Annotated in this window: 14 protein-coding genes; 7 read left to right on the top strand and 7 right to left on the bottom strand. The window is 62.2% G+C overall.

All coding sequences use genetic code 11. The features are described 5' to 3' along the window. Nucleotides 1–240: 240 nt before the first annotated feature. Nucleotides 241–1,491 (bottom strand): cytochrome P450, encoded by a 1,251-nt coding sequence (locus EOA13_RS00205; RefSeq protein WP_127288700.1) that lies wholly within the window; start codon nt 1,489–1,491, stop codon nt 241–243. A 102-nt stretch (nt 1,492–1,593) separates the two neighbouring features. Here EOA13_RS00205 and EOA13_RS00200 point away from each other — a divergent pair, with 102 nt between their 5' ends. Beyond that, nucleotides 1,594–2,697: an FAD-dependent oxidoreductase gene (locus tag EOA13_RS00200; protein WP_127288698.1), complete on the top strand. Its 1,104-nt coding sequence runs from the start codon at nt 1,594–1,596 to the stop codon at nt 2,695–2,697. Nucleotides 2,698–2,720: 23 nt separating this feature from the next. Here the strand turns inward: EOA13_RS00200 and EOA13_RS00195 are convergent, their stop codons facing one another. Beyond that, nucleotides 2,721–4,100: a pyridoxal-dependent decarboxylase gene (locus EOA13_RS00195; protein ID WP_127288696.1), complete on the bottom strand. Its 1,380-nt coding sequence runs from the start codon at nt 4,098–4,100 to the stop codon at nt 2,721–2,723. A gap of 49 nt (nt 4,101–4,149) precedes the next feature. Further along, complete coding sequence (locus EOA13_RS00190; protein ID WP_127288694.1) at nt 4,150–4,740, bottom strand: hypothetical protein; 591 nt, start codon at nt 4,738–4,740, stop codon at nt 4,150–4,152. Nucleotides 4,741–5,078: 338 nt separating this feature from the next. On the opposite strand from EOA13_RS00190, the gene EOA13_RS00185 reads away from it, so the two are divergent. From EOA13_RS00185 to hupB, 4 genes are all read left to right on the top strand, one after another. Beyond that, a complete protein-coding gene (locus tag EOA13_RS00185) occupies nt 5,079–5,708 on the top strand; it encodes an ATP-dependent Clp protease proteolytic subunit (RefSeq protein ID WP_023810285.1) in 630 nt (209 codons plus the stop codon). A gap of 297 nt (nt 5,709–6,005) precedes the next feature. Further along, on the top strand, nt 6,006–7,280 hold the full coding sequence (clpX, locus tag EOA13_RS00180) for an ATP-dependent Clp protease ATP-binding subunit ClpX (protein WP_013532190.1): 1,275 nt from the start codon (nt 6,006–6,008) through the stop codon (nt 7,278–7,280). Nucleotides 7,281–7,584: 304 nt separating this feature from the next. Next, on the top strand, nt 7,585–9,996 hold the full coding sequence (gene lon, locus EOA13_RS00175) for an endopeptidase La (RefSeq protein WP_023810286.1): 2,412 nt from the start codon (nt 7,585–7,587) through the stop codon (nt 9,994–9,996). Between the two features lie 298 nt (nt 9,997–10,294). Then, nucleotides 10,295–10,567: a DNA-binding protein HupB gene (hupB, locus tag EOA13_RS00170; RefSeq protein ID WP_023810287.1), complete on the top strand. Its 273-nt coding sequence runs from the start codon at nt 10,295–10,297 to the stop codon at nt 10,565–10,567. 85 nt (nt 10,568–10,652) lie between these two features. On the opposite strand, the gene EOA13_RS00165 is transcribed toward hupB, so the two are convergent. Further along, nucleotides 10,653–11,675, bottom strand: coding sequence for an aldo/keto reductase (locus tag EOA13_RS00165; protein ID WP_127288692.1), 1,023 nt, complete (start codon nt 11,673–11,675; stop codon nt 10,653–10,655). A 178-nt stretch (nt 11,676–11,853) separates the two neighbouring features. On the opposite strand from EOA13_RS00165, the gene EOA13_RS00160 reads away from it, so the two are divergent. Both EOA13_RS00160 and EOA13_RS00155 read left to right on the top strand, forming a co-directional pair. After that, a complete protein-coding gene (locus EOA13_RS00160) occupies nt 11,854–12,420 on the top strand; it encodes an SIS domain-containing protein (RefSeq protein WP_127288690.1) in 567 nt (188 codons plus the stop codon). 3 nt (nt 12,421–12,423) lie between these two features. Then, nucleotides 12,424–13,167 (top strand): creatininase family protein, encoded by a 744-nt coding sequence (locus tag EOA13_RS00155; protein WP_127288688.1) that lies wholly within the window; start codon nt 12,424–12,426, stop codon nt 13,165–13,167. A gap of 148 nt (nt 13,168–13,315) precedes the next feature. Here the strand turns inward: EOA13_RS00155 and EOA13_RS00150 are convergent, their stop codons facing one another. The 3 genes from EOA13_RS00150 to EOA13_RS00140 form a co-directional block, all read right to left on the bottom strand. Continuing rightward, nucleotides 13,316–14,233, bottom strand: a complete 918-nt coding sequence (locus tag EOA13_RS00150) for a carbohydrate ABC transporter permease (protein ID WP_023810291.1) — start codon at nt 14,231–14,233, stop codon at nt 13,316–13,318. Between the two features lie 6 nt (nt 14,234–14,239). Next, nucleotides 14,240–15,361 (bottom strand): sugar ABC transporter permease, encoded by a 1,122-nt coding sequence (locus EOA13_RS00145; protein WP_127288686.1) that lies wholly within the window; start codon nt 15,359–15,361, stop codon nt 14,240–14,242. An 88-nt stretch (nt 15,362–15,449) separates the two neighbouring features. Beyond that, on the bottom strand, nt 15,450–17,114 hold the full coding sequence (locus EOA13_RS00140; protein WP_127288684.1) for a sugar ABC transporter substrate-binding protein: 1,665 nt from the start codon (nt 17,112–17,114) through the stop codon (nt 15,450–15,452). Between the last annotated feature and the right edge of the window lie 71 nt (nt 17,115–17,185).

The following is a 17,185-nucleotide window of genomic DNA, read 5'->3' as shown; positions in this document are numbered from 1 at the left end:
CAGGTGCCAGCCAGCGGTGCAAGGTCAAGACGTAGGCATCCTGTGCCTTGATGTTCGCGTCGGAGATATCGTCGCGATAATACTGCGCCCCAGGAGATCGAGCCCTTCCTGGCCGATGCTCTGCGTCGGCACTTCGCGGGCAAGGCAGCGCACAGGGTGAGCGCACGATCCGGTGAGCCGACGTTGTGGTTGCGGCCGGTGCTATGGTCGAAAATAGGCCGGCGGCCAACCCGCGCTTCGTCAAAAGCCGACGGCGAGCGTTTCCAGCCCATGGAAGTGGTAAGTGTCGCGGAAGCTTGGCCTTTCGGCAAGATGCAGCTTCGGGTGCCGTTCGAACAAGGTTTTCAGCGACACCTGCAATTCGAGCCGGGCGAGCGGCGCGCCGATGCAGAAATGGATGCCGGCGCCGAAGGAGACGTTCTTCTGGTCGGCACGGTCGGGCCGGAAAGCGAGGGGATCGGCGAAGGCGCGCGGGTCATGATTGGCCATGCCAAGCAGCAGCCCGATCGTCTGCCCCGGCTGCACGACGATGCCGGGCGAGACTTCGATCTCCTGATAGGCGTAGCGCGTGAACATGTGCAGCGGCGCGTCGAACCGCAGGCATTCCTCGACCGTTGCCGCGGTCGTCTCGGGCGAGCCGAAGAAGCGGCTGACATCGCCCCCTTGCGCCAGGATCGAGCGGACGGCATTGCCGGTCTGGTGCACGGTCGCTTCATGGCCGGCATTGAGCAGCAGGATTGCCGAGGACACCATCTCGTCCTCCGACAGCTTTTGGCCATCCTCCTGCGCCGAGATCAGCAGCGACAAAAGGTCGTCGCCGGGATTCCTGCGTCGTTCGGTGACGCAGCCACGGAGGAAATCCGCAAATTCGCGCGCGGCGCGGTTGGCCGTCTCTTCGATCGCGCGGGTGCGGCCATGCATATACATGGCAACCATCTGGTGCGACCAGTCGAGCAGTTGCGGCCCCATTTCGACCGGCACGCCGAGCATTTCGGCAATGATGGTGATCGGCAAGGGCGCCGCGAAAGCAGGCAACAGGTCGACCGTCTTGCCTGGTTCGAAACGGTCGATCAACTCGTTGGCCAAAGCCTCGACACGCGGTCGCAGCCGCTCGACCTGGCGCGAGACGAAGGCGCGGTTCACCAGTGTTCTCAGCCGCGTGTGCACCGGCGGCTCCAGTTCCAGCATCGAATTGGCTTCGAGCCCGTCGAAGGCCCTGAGATGGGTGCGGTCCTGTCCAATGCCGCGACTGTCTGGAATGCCGGCCGGGTTCTGGCGGCCGAAGCGGCGGTCGCGCAGCAGGCGGTTGACGTCGTCGAAGCCGCCAAAGCACCAGAAACCGAACTCCTCCCAGAAGAAGGCATTCGATGCGCCGTGCAGCAGGGCATAGGCTTCATAAGGGTTTTGAAAAAAGTCCGGCTCGTGCGGGTCCAACCGCAGGCGGCGAGTGGCTGGATCAAAGGCCAGGGCGGGTGGCGTCAATTTGCTCATGCCGGACCAGTAGCGCGGCTTGCCAGCCTGGTTCCAGACCCTATGTTGGCGCCGCAATCCAATGCGTTGAGCCAGCCGACCGGCTGCGGAAAGTCTGATTTGATGAATGTGATCGTTGTCGGCGCAGGCATTGCCGGTCTCTCCACGGCGTGGTCGCTGGTCAAGGCCGGCCACAGCGTGTCAATCGTCGAACAGGGGCCGATCCCCAACCCGCTGGCTGCGTCGGGCGACCACCATCGCATCATCCGCCGCGCCTACCGCGCCGGGACCGGCTATGGCCGGCTGATCACCGAAGCCTACCAGGCCTGGGACGAGATGTGGGCCGATCTCGGCGAAAGCCATCTTGATGCGCGCGGATTTGTCTGCGTTTCGCGCGAACCGGGCGACGAGGCCGAGGAATATCGCGAGGGCTTGGAAGAAGGCAATTTTCCGTTCGAATTGCTGGAGCCGGACGCAGCCGTGGAACGCTGGCCGTTTCTCGAAGCCGGCTCATTCCGCTATGCCTATTTTTCGACCGAAGGCGGCGCGCTGCATTGCCGCAAGATCGCCTCCGGCCTGGCAAACTGGCTGCGCGCCAACGGCGCCAATGTTTACGAAAATAGCAAGGTCGTCGAAGTCGACGCGGAAGCCGGCCACATCGTGCTCGAAAGCGGCGAGACCATGCAGGCCGACCGCATCGTTGTCGCCGCCGGCGCCTGGGTGCTGAAACTGTTTCCGGAGCTGGACGGCGAGCTGAAGACCTATCGAACCGCACTTGCCTATGTCGAACCGCCGGCCGACCTCAAGGCCGCCTGGCGGGCGGCACCGGTCGTCCTCGATGTCGGCGGTGCTGTCGATGGCTACGTGATCCCGCCTTCGGGCGGCGCCGGCATGAAATTCGGATCCGGGCTGCACAGGGTGCCGACCAGCGATGCCGATTGGAACCGCCAGCCGGTGGCGGGCGAGGGCGAGGCAATCCGCAACCTGTTCTCGCCGCCGATCGCCCGGATCGAGGAATACAGGGTGACCGAGGTGGTCACCTGCGCCTACACCTTCACCGAAGATGAGAAGTTCTTCGCTCACGAGCGAGGAAAATGCCTGATCGTCTCGGCCTGCTCCGGCCATGGCTACAAGTTCGGCGCCGCCGTCGGCCGGCGCGTTGCGGCGGCGGTGGGCGACGGCGACATCGCCGGCCTGAAGACATGGCTGCGGGCGGAAGTGGCCTGAACGCCGCCAGGTTGAAGACTCACTCAGCGATTGATTTCGTCTGCGGCGGCAATGACTTCGGACACAATCGCCTGCACGTCATCTGGGGTCGTTCGGTGATTGACGAAACACGCGCGCAGCGCGAAATGGCCGTTGATCGTCGCATTCGACAGATACACCCGGCCGCGCGCGATCACGCGGCGCAGGATCGCTTCATTGTCCTTTGAGCGGTGGCGGAAACAGACTGCGCTTAGCGATACGGGCGCAAGCTGTTCCAACTCCGGCTGCGACGCGATTGCCTGCGCCAACATCTGGGCATGGTGGAGATCGCGGGCAATGGCTTCGCGATAGGCATGGCGTCCGTGATACTGCAGCGACATCCAGAGCTTCAGCGCACGGAAGCGTCGAGAGAGTTCGATCGACTCCTCAAAGAACGCAAATGCTTCCGTAGGGTCATCGCTCAGTATCCTGACATAGTCGTCGCTGTGCGAAAAAGTCTTTCGCGCAATGTCCGGGTGACGATAGAGCAGGCAGCCGCAATCGAGTGGCTGATAGAGCCATTTGTGCGCATCCAGTGACAGCGAGTCCGCCGAAGACAACCCTTGGAACTTTTCCGGCGCCGCAAGAGCCGCCAGCCCTCCGTAGGCACCGTCGACGTGCATCCACAGCGCCTCCCTCCGGGCGATGTCTGCAATCTCGGGAAGGGGATCGATCGCACCGGAGATGATGGTGCCGACCGTGGCCACGATGGCGATGGGCATGTTTCCGGCCTCGCGGTCGACGGCGATAGCCGCCTGGAGGGCATCCGTCCGCATCCTGAATTTGTCGTCGACAGGGATCAAACGGAGATTTTTTCTACCGATCCCCAACAGCGCGACGGCCTTTGGAATGGACATGTGCACTTGCTCGGAAGCATAGATCACGCAGGGCCGCACGCCTGTTTCGTTGGCTGGTAGCTTCGCTTCCCGCGCCATCGCCAGGGCCATGAGGTTCGCCGTCGAGCCGCCGCCGCACAGGCTGCCTGTAAATCCGGGGCAACCGACAGCCTCCGCCAACCACCCGACCACGGCGCGTTCGATCGATGTCGCAGCCGGAGCCGACCGCCACGACGTCACATTCTGATTGAGCACCGCAGCCAGCAGCTCCCCCAGCGCGCCGACCGGTTCGCCGGAGCCGACGACATAACCGAAGAATCTGCCGGTTGAAGGCCGCACATGCTCCGCGATCGACTTGAAATCCTGCAAGACTTCCCGTCCGCGGCCGCTCTCCTGCCAAGGCCGCGAGAACAGTTCGGTCGTCTGTTTGCCGCTGGTCGTGGGATACGTCCGACGTTCCTCGAGGGAGGCCCAGTAACCTTTGGCAAGCGCCAAGGCTTCTTCGGCAAGGTCTGACAATTCCTGATTGGAAATTTCCAGGTTGCGCATGCCCTCAGCCCTACGGAGATCCGCTGCGACGCAGGTTACGCTATGCTCGCTAATCCTGGCAATGCCTGGGAATATGCACCCGCCGCCAGCCCGATGAACCTTCGCGAACCAGCACGCGGCGCGCGACGGTCTGGTAGGAGGCGGGGACATCGATGACGCGCCTTTGCTCGGGCTGCACCAGCACCTCCTGGGCGATCCTGTCGTACTGTGCGGGGATGACCACGCGCCGCGTGCGTTCGGGCTGGATCACCACGGTTTTGGCAACACGTTCGTAGCGCGCCTTGTGCCATACCTTGCACAGCACCTTGCGGCCATGGATGACGCGCCATTCCCAGGAGTAGCCGCCGCCATCGACCCGGACCGTGCGGTAGACGGTGCGGGTGACGGCCGGCACGATCTGGTAGGTCACTTGCGCCGGAACGGTCATCACGACGCGCTCGCGCGTGCCATAGATAGGGGCGATATAGTCGACCTGCTGGCCGGGCGGACTGATCATCACGTCTTCATAGACCGTGTCGTAGACGGCCGGACTGCGGACCGGTTCATAACATTCGACGGCGCGGCCGCCGGCCGCCGTCTGCGAAATCGTGCCGAGCATGGTCAGCCCGGCGATGGTGAAGCATGCGGTTTTCCCGGGCATGACACTCCCCCTGTTGAACTCTACGCATAGGTTCAACGTTGAATTGTAAAGGAAGCCGTTTCGGAGAAAAGCGGTTTCGGCGCATTTCGTTAAGTGACGCGGTTAAGAAACTGCTACCTTGCGCGGCCGGCCATGCGGCTCCGGACCCGCGGAAGCATCCGCCGCCGCGAATCGTTGGTCAGAAAGCTTGATTCGACTTACCCAGATGGCTAGGAGGGGTCGGCCTTGCACAAGGATGAGCCGGCATCCTATTTACGGAATAACGATCCAGAACCGATTCTGCCCGATCCGCCAGCATTCCCGGCGCCGGAATCCCACCGCGAGATAAGAGACAACTGATGAAGAACCCCGTCGAAACCTACATGAACCTCGTTCCGATGGTGGTCGAACAGACCAATCGCGGCGAGCGGGCCTACGACATTTTCTCGCGTCTCCTCAAGGAGCGCATCATTTTCATCACCGGTCCGGTCGAGGACGGTATGGCGACGCTGGTCTGCGCGCAGCTTTTGTTCCTCGAAGCCGAGAATCCGAAGAAGGAAATCAACCTCTACATCAATTCGCCGGGCGGCGTCGTCACCTCCGGCATGGCGATCTACGACACCATGCAGTTCATCAAGCCGGCCGTGTCGACGCTCTGCATCGGCCAGGCGGCTTCGATGGGTTCGCTGCTCCTGACCGCCGGCCACAAGGATATGCGCTTTGCCACGCCGAACGCCCGCATCATGGTTCACCAGCCTTCCGGCGGCTTCCAGGGCCAGGCGTCCGACATCGAGCGCCATGCCCTGGATATCATCAAGCTGAAGCGTCGCCTCAACGAGGTCTACGTCAAGCACACCGGCAAGAGCTACGAAGAGATCGAGAAGACGCTCGACCGCGACCATTTCATGACCGCTGACGAAGCCAGGGATTTCGGCCTCATCGACAAGGTCATTTCGTCGCGCGAGCCGCCTGAAGGCGCTGTGGCATAAGGGCTTATTGGCAGTTGGATGGCGGCATCACGCGCTTTTGGTGTGTCTTGCGGCATTTCGGCCACAATTGGCTGTTCCCTCGGGGGGCAGGATTGCCTACGTTAAGGCTATGTTGAGTTTCGGCGGCTTAGCTTTATGCGGGGTTGTCGCGAATCATTGCCACGTTTTCTGATTTGTGTTTCGTACGGAATGCGTTGCGGGAGCCGGGACACACTGGCGGCGGCGGATTCCCGCGATAGATAGAGTATGCGCCCTTTCAGCCAGACCATCGGCGGGCGGCCATGAAAGGACATGAAAATGAGCAAGGTCGGCAACAACAGCGGCGATTCCAAGAACACGCTTTACTGCTCGTTTTGCGGCAAAAGCCAGCACGAAGTGCGCAAGCTGATCGCCGGTCCGACGGTCTTCATCTGCGACGAGTGCGTCGAACTCTGCATGGACATCATCCGTGAGGAGAACAAGACCTCGATGGTGAAGTCGCGCGAAGGCGTGCCGACACCGCAGGAGATTCTCAAGGTTCTCGACGATTATGTCATCGGTCAGCCCTATGCCAAACGCGTGCTGTCGGTGGCGGTCCACAACCACTACAAGCGCCTCGCGCATGCCGGCAAGAACAACGATGTCGAACTGGCGAAGTCCAACATCCTTTTGATCGGCCCGACCGGTTGCGGCAAGACGCTGCTCGCGCAGACGCTGGCCCGCATCATCGACGTGCCCTTCACCATGGCTGATGCGACGACGCTGACCGAAGCCGGTTATGTCGGCGAGGACGTCGAAAACATCATCCTGAAGCTTTTGCAATCGGCCGACTACAATGTCGAGCGGGCCCAGCGCGGCATCGTCTACATCGACGAAATCGACAAGATTTCGCGCAAGTCGGACAATCCCTCGATCACCCGCGACGTGTCGGGCGAGGGCGTGCAGCAGGCGCTCTTGAAGATCATGGAAGGCACCGTCGCCTCCGTGCCGCCGCAAGGCGGCAGGAAGCACCCGCAGCAGGAGTTCCTGCAGGTCGACACCGCCAACATCCTGTTCATCTGCGGCGGCGCCTTCGCCGGGCTGGACAAGATCATCTCGGATCGTGGCCGCAAGACCTCGATCGGCTTCGGCGCGGTCGTCGCTTCGCCGGAGGATCGCCGCACTGGCGATGTTTTCCGCCTGGTCGAGCCCGAGGATCTGTTGAAATTCGGTCTTATCCCCGAATTTGTCGGCCGTCTGCCGGTTCTGGCGACGCTTGAAGACCTCGACGAGCCGGCGCTGATCCAGATCCTGACCGAGCCGAAGAACGCGCTGGTCAAGCAGTATCAGCGGCTGTTCGAGATGGAGAATGTCGACCTGACCTTCCACGAGAACGCTCTTTCGGCGATCGCCAAGCGCGCCATCGAGCGCAAGACCGGCGCGCGCGGCCTGCGTTCGATCATGGAGGCGATCCTGCTCGACACGATGTTCGAGCTTCCCGCGCTCGAAGGCGTGCGCGAAGTGGTGATTTCGGAGGAGGTGGTGACCGGCAGTGCCCGGCCGCTCTACATCTACTCCGAGCAGAAGGAAAAGAAGGGCAATGTCAGCGCCTGACATGAGCCCGCAGCGAAATTCTGGAACGGCGCCGCAAGGCGCCGTTTTGCTGTCGCGCAGGGTTTTGCGCGGCGTACGGCTTGGCGTCGCAAATGTGTCACTCGCGGATGGGTTGGAAGTGCGGATTTGGACGCGCCCCTTGATCTTTGGGGGTCGTGCATCCAACTAACTGGAGAAGGCCGAGGTGCCCGATTTCTGTGCTGTAAAACTCCCGTCACAAACGGTGGTAGGCGGAACGATCCCCGGTCGTTAATATAAGATTCGCGGTTGGCTGATTGGCGGCCGCGACATGAAAGGTTGGACAATGGCCAAAGTATCCAAGGCACCCAGCGACGGCGTCTTCGCAGTTCTCCCACTGCGCGACATCGTGGTGTTCCCGCACATGATCGTGCCGCTCTTCGTCGGGCGTGAGAAGTCGATCAAGGCGCTGGAAGAGGTGATGGGTCAGGAAAAGCAGATCCTGCTTGCCACCCAGATGAATGCCGCCGACGACGATCCCGAGCCCGATGCCATCTTCGACATCGGCACGCTCGCCAATGTGCTGCAATTGCTCAAGCTGCCCGACGGCACCGTCAAGGTTCTGGTCGAAGGCGCTTCGCGTGCGAAAATCGTCTCGTTCACCGACCGTCCCGACTTCCACGAGGCCCGCGCCGCGGCGCTGGTCGAGCCGGAAGAGGAAGAGGTCGAGGTTGAGGCGCTGGCGCGTTCGGTCGTCACCGACTTCGAGAACTACGTCAAGCTGAACAAGAAGATCTCGCCCGAAGTGGTGGGTGCTGCCAGCCAGATCGACGACTATTCCAAGCTCGCCGACACGGTTGCCTCGCATCTCGCCATCAAGATCCCTGAGAAGCAGGAAATGCTGGCCACGCTCTCGGTCAAGGAGCGGCTGGAAAAGGCTATGGGCTTCATGGAAGCCGAAATCTCCGTCCTGCAGGTGGAGAAGCGCATCCGCTCGCGCGTCAAGCGCCAGATGGAGAAGACGCAGCGCGAATACTACCTCAACGAGCAGATGAAGGCGATCCAGAAGGAACTCGGCGAAGGTGAGGACGGCCGCGACGAGGCCGCCGAGATCGAGGCGCGCATCAAGAAGACCAAGCTCTCCAAGGAGGCCCGCGAAAAGGCGGAAGCCGAGTTGAAGAAGCTCCGGACGATGTCGCCGATGTCGGCTGAATCGACCGTCGTGCGCAACTATCTCGACTGGATCCTGTCGATTCCGTGGGGCAAGAACTCCAAGGTCAAGCAGGACTTGGCTTTTGCGCAGAACGTGCTCGACACCGATCATTTCGGCCTCGACAAGGTCAAGGAGCGCATTGTCGAGTATCTCGCTGTGCAAAGCCGCCAGAAGAAGCTGAAGGGGCCGATCCTGTGCCTCGTCGGCCCTCCCGGCGTCGGCAAGACCTCGCTCGGCAAGTCGATCGCCAAGGCGACCGGTCGCGAATTCATCCGCATGGCGCTTGGCGGCGTGCGTGACGAGGCCGAGATCCGTGGCCACCGGCGCACCTATATCGGCTCGATGCCCGGCAAGGTCATCCAGTCGATGAAGAAGGCCAAGAAGTCCAACCCGCTCTTCCTGCTCGACGAGATCGACAAGATGGGCCAGGACTTCCGTGGCGATCCGTCATCGGCGTTGCTCGAGGTCCTCGATCCGGAACAGAACTCGACGTTCATGGACCATTACCTCGAGGTCGAATACGATCTGTCGAGCGTCATGTTCGTGACGACGGCGAACACGCTGAACATCCCGGCGCCCTTGATGGACCGCATGGAGATCATCCGTATCGCCGGCTACACCGAGGACGAGAAGATCGAGATCGCCAAGCGGCACCTGATGCCGAAGGTTATCCGCGATCACGCGCTGCAGCCGAAGGAGTTTTCCGTCGGTGAGGACGCGATCCGCGCCATCGTCCAGACCTACACCCGTGAAGCGGGCGTCAGGAGCCTGGAGCGCGAGCTGATGAAGCTCGGGCGCAAGGCGGTGACTGAAATCCTGAAGACGAAGAAGAAGACGGTGAGCATCACGGCGGAGAACCTTTCCGATTACCTTGGTGTGCAGCGCTACCGCTTCGGCCAGGTCGAGGCTGACGATCAGGTCGGTGTCGTCACAGGTCTTGCCTGGACGGAAGTCGGCGGCGAACTGCTGACGGTCGAAGGCGTCATGATGCCCGGCAAAGGCCGCATGACGGTGACCGGCAACCTGCGCGACGTGATGAAGGAATCGATTTCGGCGGCGGCCTCCTATGTCCGCTCGCGCGCCGTCGATTTCGGCATCGAGCCGCCGCTGTTCGACAAGCGCGACATCCACGTGCACTTGCCGGAAGGCGCCACGCCGAAGGACGGCCCGTCGGCAGGTGCTGCCATGGCGACAGCCATTGTGTCGGTACTGACGGGTATTCCGGTCCGGGCGGATGTGGCGATGACCGGCGAGATAACGCTTCGCGGCCGCATTTTGCCGATCGGCGGGCTCAAGGAGAAGCTGCTCGCCGCACTGCGCGGCGGCATCAAGAAGGTGCTGATCCCGGAAGACAATGCCAAGGACCTGGCGGAGATTCCGGACAATGTGAAGAACGGCATGGAGATCATTCCGGTCTCACGTGTCGGCGAGGTGTTGCGGCACGCGCTGGTGCGTATGCCGGAGCCGATCGAATGGGTCGAACCGGTCAATCCGCCGGCCGCGACAGACAGTGCCGACGACGCTGGAAAGTCCCTGGCGCATTAGAGCTCCGGGCGTCCATCTGGACGCACAAAGGACGCTCTAACGCTCAGACTTGTGCATGGCCCCTGCCGAAAACCGGCTACGGTTTTCAGGGCCATGCATTGGTTTTCGTCAAGGTTGCAGCGCACAAACGGAGAGCCGGGCCTCGAGCCCGGCTTTTTCATGTGAAAAACCCAGCATTTCCGGGCTTTTTCCGCTTTTTTCCTGCCTTTTCGACTTGGTTGCGGGAGCGCTTCTTTCTAAAGTCCGTTTCCTGCCGGATGAGTCGATAGTTCCGGTGTTCTCATGGAAGGGAATTTTTATGAACAAGAACGAACTGGTGTCCGCTGTCGCCGACGCCGCGAGCATTTCGAAGGGTGACGCGCAGTCGGCGGTCGATGCGGTATTTTCCACCATCACCGGCGAACTGAAGAAGGGCGGCGATGTCCGGCTTGTCGGCTTTGGCAATTTCACCGTGTCAAAGCGTGCCGCCTCGACCGGCCGCAATCCTCAGACCGGCGCCGAAGTGAAGATCCCGGCGCGTACCGTGCCGAAGTTCTCGGCCGGCAAAGGCCTCAAGGACGCAGTCAACTAAGCGTTTTTTCTTTTCAGAGACCAGAAAAGCCGGGCTTGCCCGGCTTTTCATTTTTGTGCCAGACGCTGACGCGACGGCGGCCGGCTTATGCGGTCGGCGCCTCGGCGCGCATCAGACCCTCCTTCTTGAGATCGGCCCAAAGCGCCGCGGGCAGTTTCGCATCGAGCAGCGAGCGATTGCTCTCGACTTCGCTCGGCCGCTGGCCACCGGGGACCACTGAGACGACCGAAGGGTGCAGCAGCGGGAATTGCAGGGCGGCCTCGATCAGCCGCACGCCATGGCGCTTGCAGACGTTTTCGATCCCGGCGACCCGATCGAGTATGTCCTTAGGTGCTTCGGAGTAGTTGTAGTAGGCGCCGGGCTTCGGTCCGGTCGCCAGGATGCCGGAGTTGTAGGGGCCGCCGAGAACGATGCCGATGCCGCGTGCCTGGCAGAGCGGCAGGAAGGACGTCAGCGCCTCCTGTTCCAGGAGCGTATAGCGCCCGGCCAGCAGGAACAGGTCGAAGTCGCCGCGCTCGGCCAGTGTCTGCGCAACCTGCCACTCATTGATGCCGCCACCGAACGCCTTGATCACGCCCTGGTCACGCAGCGACAGCAAGCCGTAATAGCCCGAGCGCATGAACTCCTCGATGCGCCGGTCGGAGGCTTCCTTGCTGCCATGCGTGAAGATGTCGACATCGTGCACGAAAAGGATGTCGATCCGGTCGACGCCGAGGCGCTCAAGCGAGGCTTCGAACGAGCGCATGACACCGTCATAGCTGTAGTCGTACACTTCGCGGCGCGACGGCGTGTCGAAGAATTTGCCGATGCCGGTGCGCTCTTCGGGCGGGCAGGCGCGCATGATGCGGCCGACCTTGCTCGACAGCACATAGTCGTCGCGCTTCTTGCCGCGCAGGAACGGGTTGAGCCGCGTTTCCGAGAGGCCGAGCCCATAGAGCGGCGCGGTGTCGTAGTAGCGGCAGCCGGTCGCCCAGGCGGCCTCCAGCGTGGCGTTGGCGTCCTCGTCCGAGACGGCACGGTAGAGGTTGCCGAGCGGCGCCGTGCCGAAGCCGAGCTCGGTGAAACTGATGCCGCCATTGCCGATGCGGTCGAAATGCCGTGTCTTCATATGCTGCCGTCTGCCTCGCTTGATTTGTCTGACATGACACTATCACGCCTGTGATCAGGCAAAAGCATCGCTGCGCGTTGGACACGCATTTTCGCGGTTGCTAGCATGAACGAAATCAAGCTGTTCGTAGCAGCAAGAGCGGCAAATCCCAGGGGTGATTTTTGATGGCAGGTTTGCGGTGAGCAACAAGAGCAAAAGCCTGTTCGAGACCGCGCTTGAGGAGCTCGGCGGCGTGCTGGCACGCATCGACGAAAGCCGGATCGACGCCGCCTGCAAAATGCTGGCCGGCGCGCGACAGATCGTCGTCTATGGCTGCGGCCGCGAGGCCTTGCAGGTCAAGGGTTTTGCCATGCGGCTCTACCATTTGGGCCTGCCGGTTTCCGTGGTCGGCGACATGAACACACCGCCGCTGGGGCAGGGCGATGTCTTCCTGGTCAGCTCCGGGCCGGGAGAGACCTCGACCGTGCTGACCCTGATGCAGATCGCGCGCCAAGCAGGTGCAGCCAATCTCCTGTTGACCGCCCAGGCCAAAGCCAGCGCGGCAAGGCTTGCCGACTTCACCCTGCTCATTCCCGCGCAGACCATGGCCAACGATCAGGGGGCGCAAAAAACATCGGTCCTGCCGATGGGCTCGGTGTTCGAAGGCGCGCTGTTCCTGCTGTTCGAGGTGATGGTGCTGAAGCTCAGGGAATTGAGTGGCGCGTCGCCCGAAGCGATGCGCGCCCGCCACACCAACATGGAATAGATCATGCGCTACGAACTGATGCTGCCACACCAGATCCGCAGGGCGATCGCCGAGAATTGGCCGGTCGCTCTGCCGCTTGGCGTGCTCGAATACCATGGCGAGCACATGGCCGTCGGCATGGACACGCTGGCCGTCGTCAAGACGCTGGAGCTGTTCGAAAAGGAGAGGGACGTCGTCATCCTGCCACCCTTCTACTACGGTGCGGCGAGCTACGCGGTGGCGCCGCCGGAAGGCAGCGGCTCGGTGCAGGTCGGCGGCAATGCGCTGGCGCCGTTCGGCGAGGAGCTGTTCTACAGCCTGCTGCGCATCGGCTTTCGCAACATCCACGCCATCATCCACCACCAGACCGAGAATTTCGCCGCCGGCATGCCGACCGATCTGGCGTTCAAGACCGCCGGCCGCCAGGCGATCTTCCGCTTCCTCGAAAAGGAGCGCGGCGAGGGCTGGTGGGGTTCGCAAGCGATGGCCGACTACTATTCCGGGCACGCCGCGGGTGAAAATTTCTTCAACTGGGTACAGGTTCATCCGCTGATGCCGGCTGACATGAACGGCAAGTACCCGTTCGACCATGCCGGCATCGGCGAGACATCGCTGATGCTGGCGCTATGCCCGGAGGCTGTCGATGCCGGTCACTTCGAGGACAACAAGAGCTGGTACACGGCGAGCGCCACGGATGCTTCGGCGGAGCTTGGGCAGAAGGGCGTGGCTATGATCCGCGATCACCTGCGCACGATCCTGAGGAGCTAGCTACGAGATTGTCGGGCGGCTTTGGTAGTTCGTCATCCTAGGGCGAAGCAGGAGCGAAGCGACGTCGCGGAGACCCTAGGATCCATGCCGTGACCGCAGCTTGCTCCGCCCTAGGATGACGAAGTGATGGAGCCTGGCGCCACTCGCCCTACTTCACCGCTCCCGCGGTCATGCCCATGATCAGATAGCGCTCCAATGCGATGCCGATGACGGCGAGCGGCGCGATGGCCGCCGTGGCGAGCGCCGCCATCGACCACCAGTTGATGCCTTGCGAGCCGGTCTGGCTTGCCACCATGACGGGGATCGTCTTGGCGTCGGTCGAGGTCAAAAGGGCGGCGAAGAAATACTCGTTCCAGCACAGCACCATCGCCAGGATGAAGGCGGCGACCATGCCCGGCAGCGCGATCGGCATGACGATGCGGAAGAAGGCGCCCCAGATCGACAGCCCGTCGACAAGCGCTGCTTCCTCGAGCTCGACCGGGATCGAGTTGAACTGGTCGCGCATGATCCAGATCACGATCGGCAGCACCATCAGCGTGTAGAGCAGGATCAGCCCGACGCGCGTGTCGAGCAGGCCGACCTCCCGGTAGAGCACCAGGAAAGGCAGCGCCAGCACCACCGGCGGCAGGATCAGCTGCGACAGGAAGAAGAACGAAATATCCTCGTTCCTGAACCAGGCGAAATGATAGCGATAGCGGGTGAGCCCGTAGGCGGCGAGGCTGCCGATGACGATGGCGAGGCTCGACGCGCCGACCGAGGTGATCACCGAATTCATGAAGCGCTTGAGGAACTCCTCGCGCACCGTCGAGGTCTGGAAGATCGAGTCCGGCGACAGACCGAGCGAGCGCCAGCCCTTCCAGTCCGGCTGGAAGTCGACGAAGGGGATGAGATGGCCCTGGGTGACGTCGACCGCGGTCTTGAACGAGGTCGTGATCGTCCAGTAGATCGGGAACAGGCAGATGAACGCCCAGAAGGCCAGCGCCCCATAGATGAAGACGCGGCTGGCGAGGAAGCTCGCCGGCGAGCGGATCTCTGAGGCGACATATTCGGTGGTCTGAACGCTCATCTCAGCTCAATTCACATTTCGGACAAAACGATTGGCGAATTTCAACAGCCACGTGACGAACACGACGATGATCACCAGATAGGCCATCGCCAGCATGGTTCCGTAGCCGACATTCGAACGGTCGCGATATTCGCGGTAGATGAAGCTCGACACGGAATCGGTGGCGCCGCCCGGGCCGCCCGACGTCACCGTAATGATGATGTCGGCAAGCTTCAGCTTGAAGATGATGCGCAGGATCACCGCCGTCACCGACACCGGCAGCATCAGCGGAAAAGTGACCTGCCAGAAGGTCTGCCACGCACTGGCGCCGTCGACGCGTGCGGCTTCGAGCACCTCGCGCGACATCGCCTGCAGCCCGGCCAGCAGCATGATCATCATGAACGGAATGAAGGTCCAGGCATCCAGTATCATGATCGATATGCGCGCGATGATCGGGTCCGAGAAGAAGGCCGGATTTTCCCAGCCGAGATGGCGGGCCAGCGTTGCGGCCGGTCCGAACCGGTATTCCATCAGCGACTTGCCGATCATCCACGACACCGCGACCGGCGACAGCATCAACGGCATCAGGAAGACGACGCGGAAGAATTTTCGCGCCCGGATCTGTGCGTTGAGGAGCAGCGCCAGGCCGAAGGCAATGACATATTCGACCGCCACCGCCAGCACATAGAGCACCATGTTGAACAGCGCGTTGCGGTAGTAGGGATCGGCCAGCATCTGCCAGAAATTGTCGAGCCCGTTGAACTTGCGGCCACTGAAGGAACTGAGGTTCCAGTCGGTGAGCGCGATGTAGAAACCGAACAGCGTCGGGAAGATCACCATGGCGATGGTGAACAGCAGCGCCGGCAGCAGGAACAGGGCACGTTGGCCGTCCTCGCCGCGCGTCAGCACCTGGCCGACGCCGATCGCCACGCCCCACAGAACATAGGCATAGACGACAGGGCGCCAGGTCTCGAAGCCGATCGTATCGGCGCTGCCCTTGTAGAGGATCTCCAGCACGATCGTCGCCAGCAGGCCAAGCGTCGCAACGGCCATCAGCGCCCAGCCGAACCGTTTGCGGCCTGGAGAGATCAGATCGGAAGGGCCGGCATCTGCCGGCCACTGGTTCGCGGTCGAAGTCTGGTCAGCCACAAATCTCGCCCGTTTGAAGGCTCTCGAGGAGCCGGAGCCGGTCTAAAGTGGTCCGGCGTTGCCGCCGGACCACGGTTCATAGGCCAGCCTACATGCCGAGCGAAGCTTTGTAGAGCTTGATCTGGTTGTCGCGGCCGATCTGGTCGGTCAGCTTCTCCCAGGCCGCCGCAATGGCGTCGGCGCCTTCCTGCGCCTTCATCTTGCCGGCGAAAGTGTTGGCCAGGATGTCCTCGGCGGCGCTGTAGTACTGGAAGATGCCGGGGATGCGTGGCTCGATCGCCGCGTTCGGATGGTTGTAGCTGTCGGATTCCGACTTGAGGTAGGAGGTGATGAACGCCTCGTCGTAGCCGGCCGCCACCCATTCGGGAATGTCGAAATGCGAGTTGCGGTAAGGCTGGAAGCCCGATGGATACATCGCCGTCCAGATCGACAGGTCCTTGCCGCCGAGATGAGCGGCGGCGGACCATGCCGCCTTCTTCTTCTTTTCGTCGGCATCGACGCGGGCCATGACATAGACGCCCCAGCCGAGATAGGCGCAGTTGGGCGCATAGTTCGGGCCGCTGGCGAGTTTGTCCCAGGCGCCGGTCTTCGCATTATAGACATCGTCCGAGCCAGGCAGGATCGAGAAGCCGGTGACGTCGCCGACGACGGAAGAGTCGTTGGTCTTGACGTTGGAGCCGACATCGCCCCACCAGGTGACCATCGAGCCGGTGCCGGCCAGGAACTGCTGGAAGGCGGTCGTGTTCGGATCGGCGTTGATCTGGTCGGCGGGTTCGGAGGGCAGCGCGTCGATGACGTCCTGGATGGCGCGCACCCAGGCCGGATTGTTGACGCGCGGCTTCATCGTGTCGGCGTCGAACAGCCAGGCCTTGTCGTCGGGGTGCTTGGCATAAGCGGTGGCGCGGCTGCCAAGGAAATAGAAGCCGAAGCCGCCCCAGGGCTTTGGCGCGTCGAGATAGCCATAGACGTCCTGGTCCTTGAGCTTCTTGCCCTTGAGGAACTTGGTCGCCGCCTGAACCTGCTGCCAGGTCTTCGGTACGCCCCATTCACCTTCGCCGCCGCCGTCCTTCCAGGCCTTGGCGAGGTCGGCATCGGCGAACACGTCGGTGCGGTAGTTGAAGTTGTGCGCGTCACCGTCGACGGTCACGCGGTATTGCTTGCCGTCCCAGGTGCCGACCGGCGGCTTCAGATAGCTGACCAAATCGTCGAAATCGATCTGGGTCTTGACCCAGTCGGGCATTTCCGAGGTCAGGCCCTTGCCGCAGACATCGCCTTCGAACGGCGCGCCCATTTCGATGATGTCGAAGTCGACGGTGCCGGTCGCGATCGACTGCTGCAGGCGGGCGTTGTAATCGGCCTGCGCCAGGTCGATCCAGTTGATCTTGGCGCCGGTGTAGGTCTCCCATGGCTTCAGGAAGCCGCGGAACAGCACATTGTGCAGGTTCTGGTTGTTGAGACCCATGAAGGTCAGCTCGACGCCGGCGAATTCGCCTTCCTTGACATTGGCCTTGGTCGCCTCCAGGCAGAGTTCACCGACCTTCTGGAAATCGGCGTCCGTCGGCTGGCCTTTGCCGACGCCGGGGATCTGCAGGATTTTTGTGCGCAATTCGCTTGCCGCGGAGGCCGGGCGCGTCAAGGCGCCAAGTCCGGCGCCGGATGCGGCTGCGATCGCGGCCATGCTGGCCGCACCCTTCAATATATCGCGCCTTGTGGCGCCGGCTCGAACCAGTTTGTCGTAAAGACCCGTTCTCATCGCCTATTCCTCCCAGAACATTCAGTGTGAATAAATCGGCCAACTGTCGGACGCTGGAGCGCCAACGATGC

This window comes from Mesorhizobium sp. M7A.F.Ca.US.011.01.1.1, assembly GCF_003998295.1.
Classification (GTDB): domain Bacteria; phylum Pseudomonadota; class Alphaproteobacteria; order Rhizobiales; family Rhizobiaceae; genus Mesorhizobium.
This window is presented reverse-complemented; position numbering and strand designations above follow the sequence as displayed.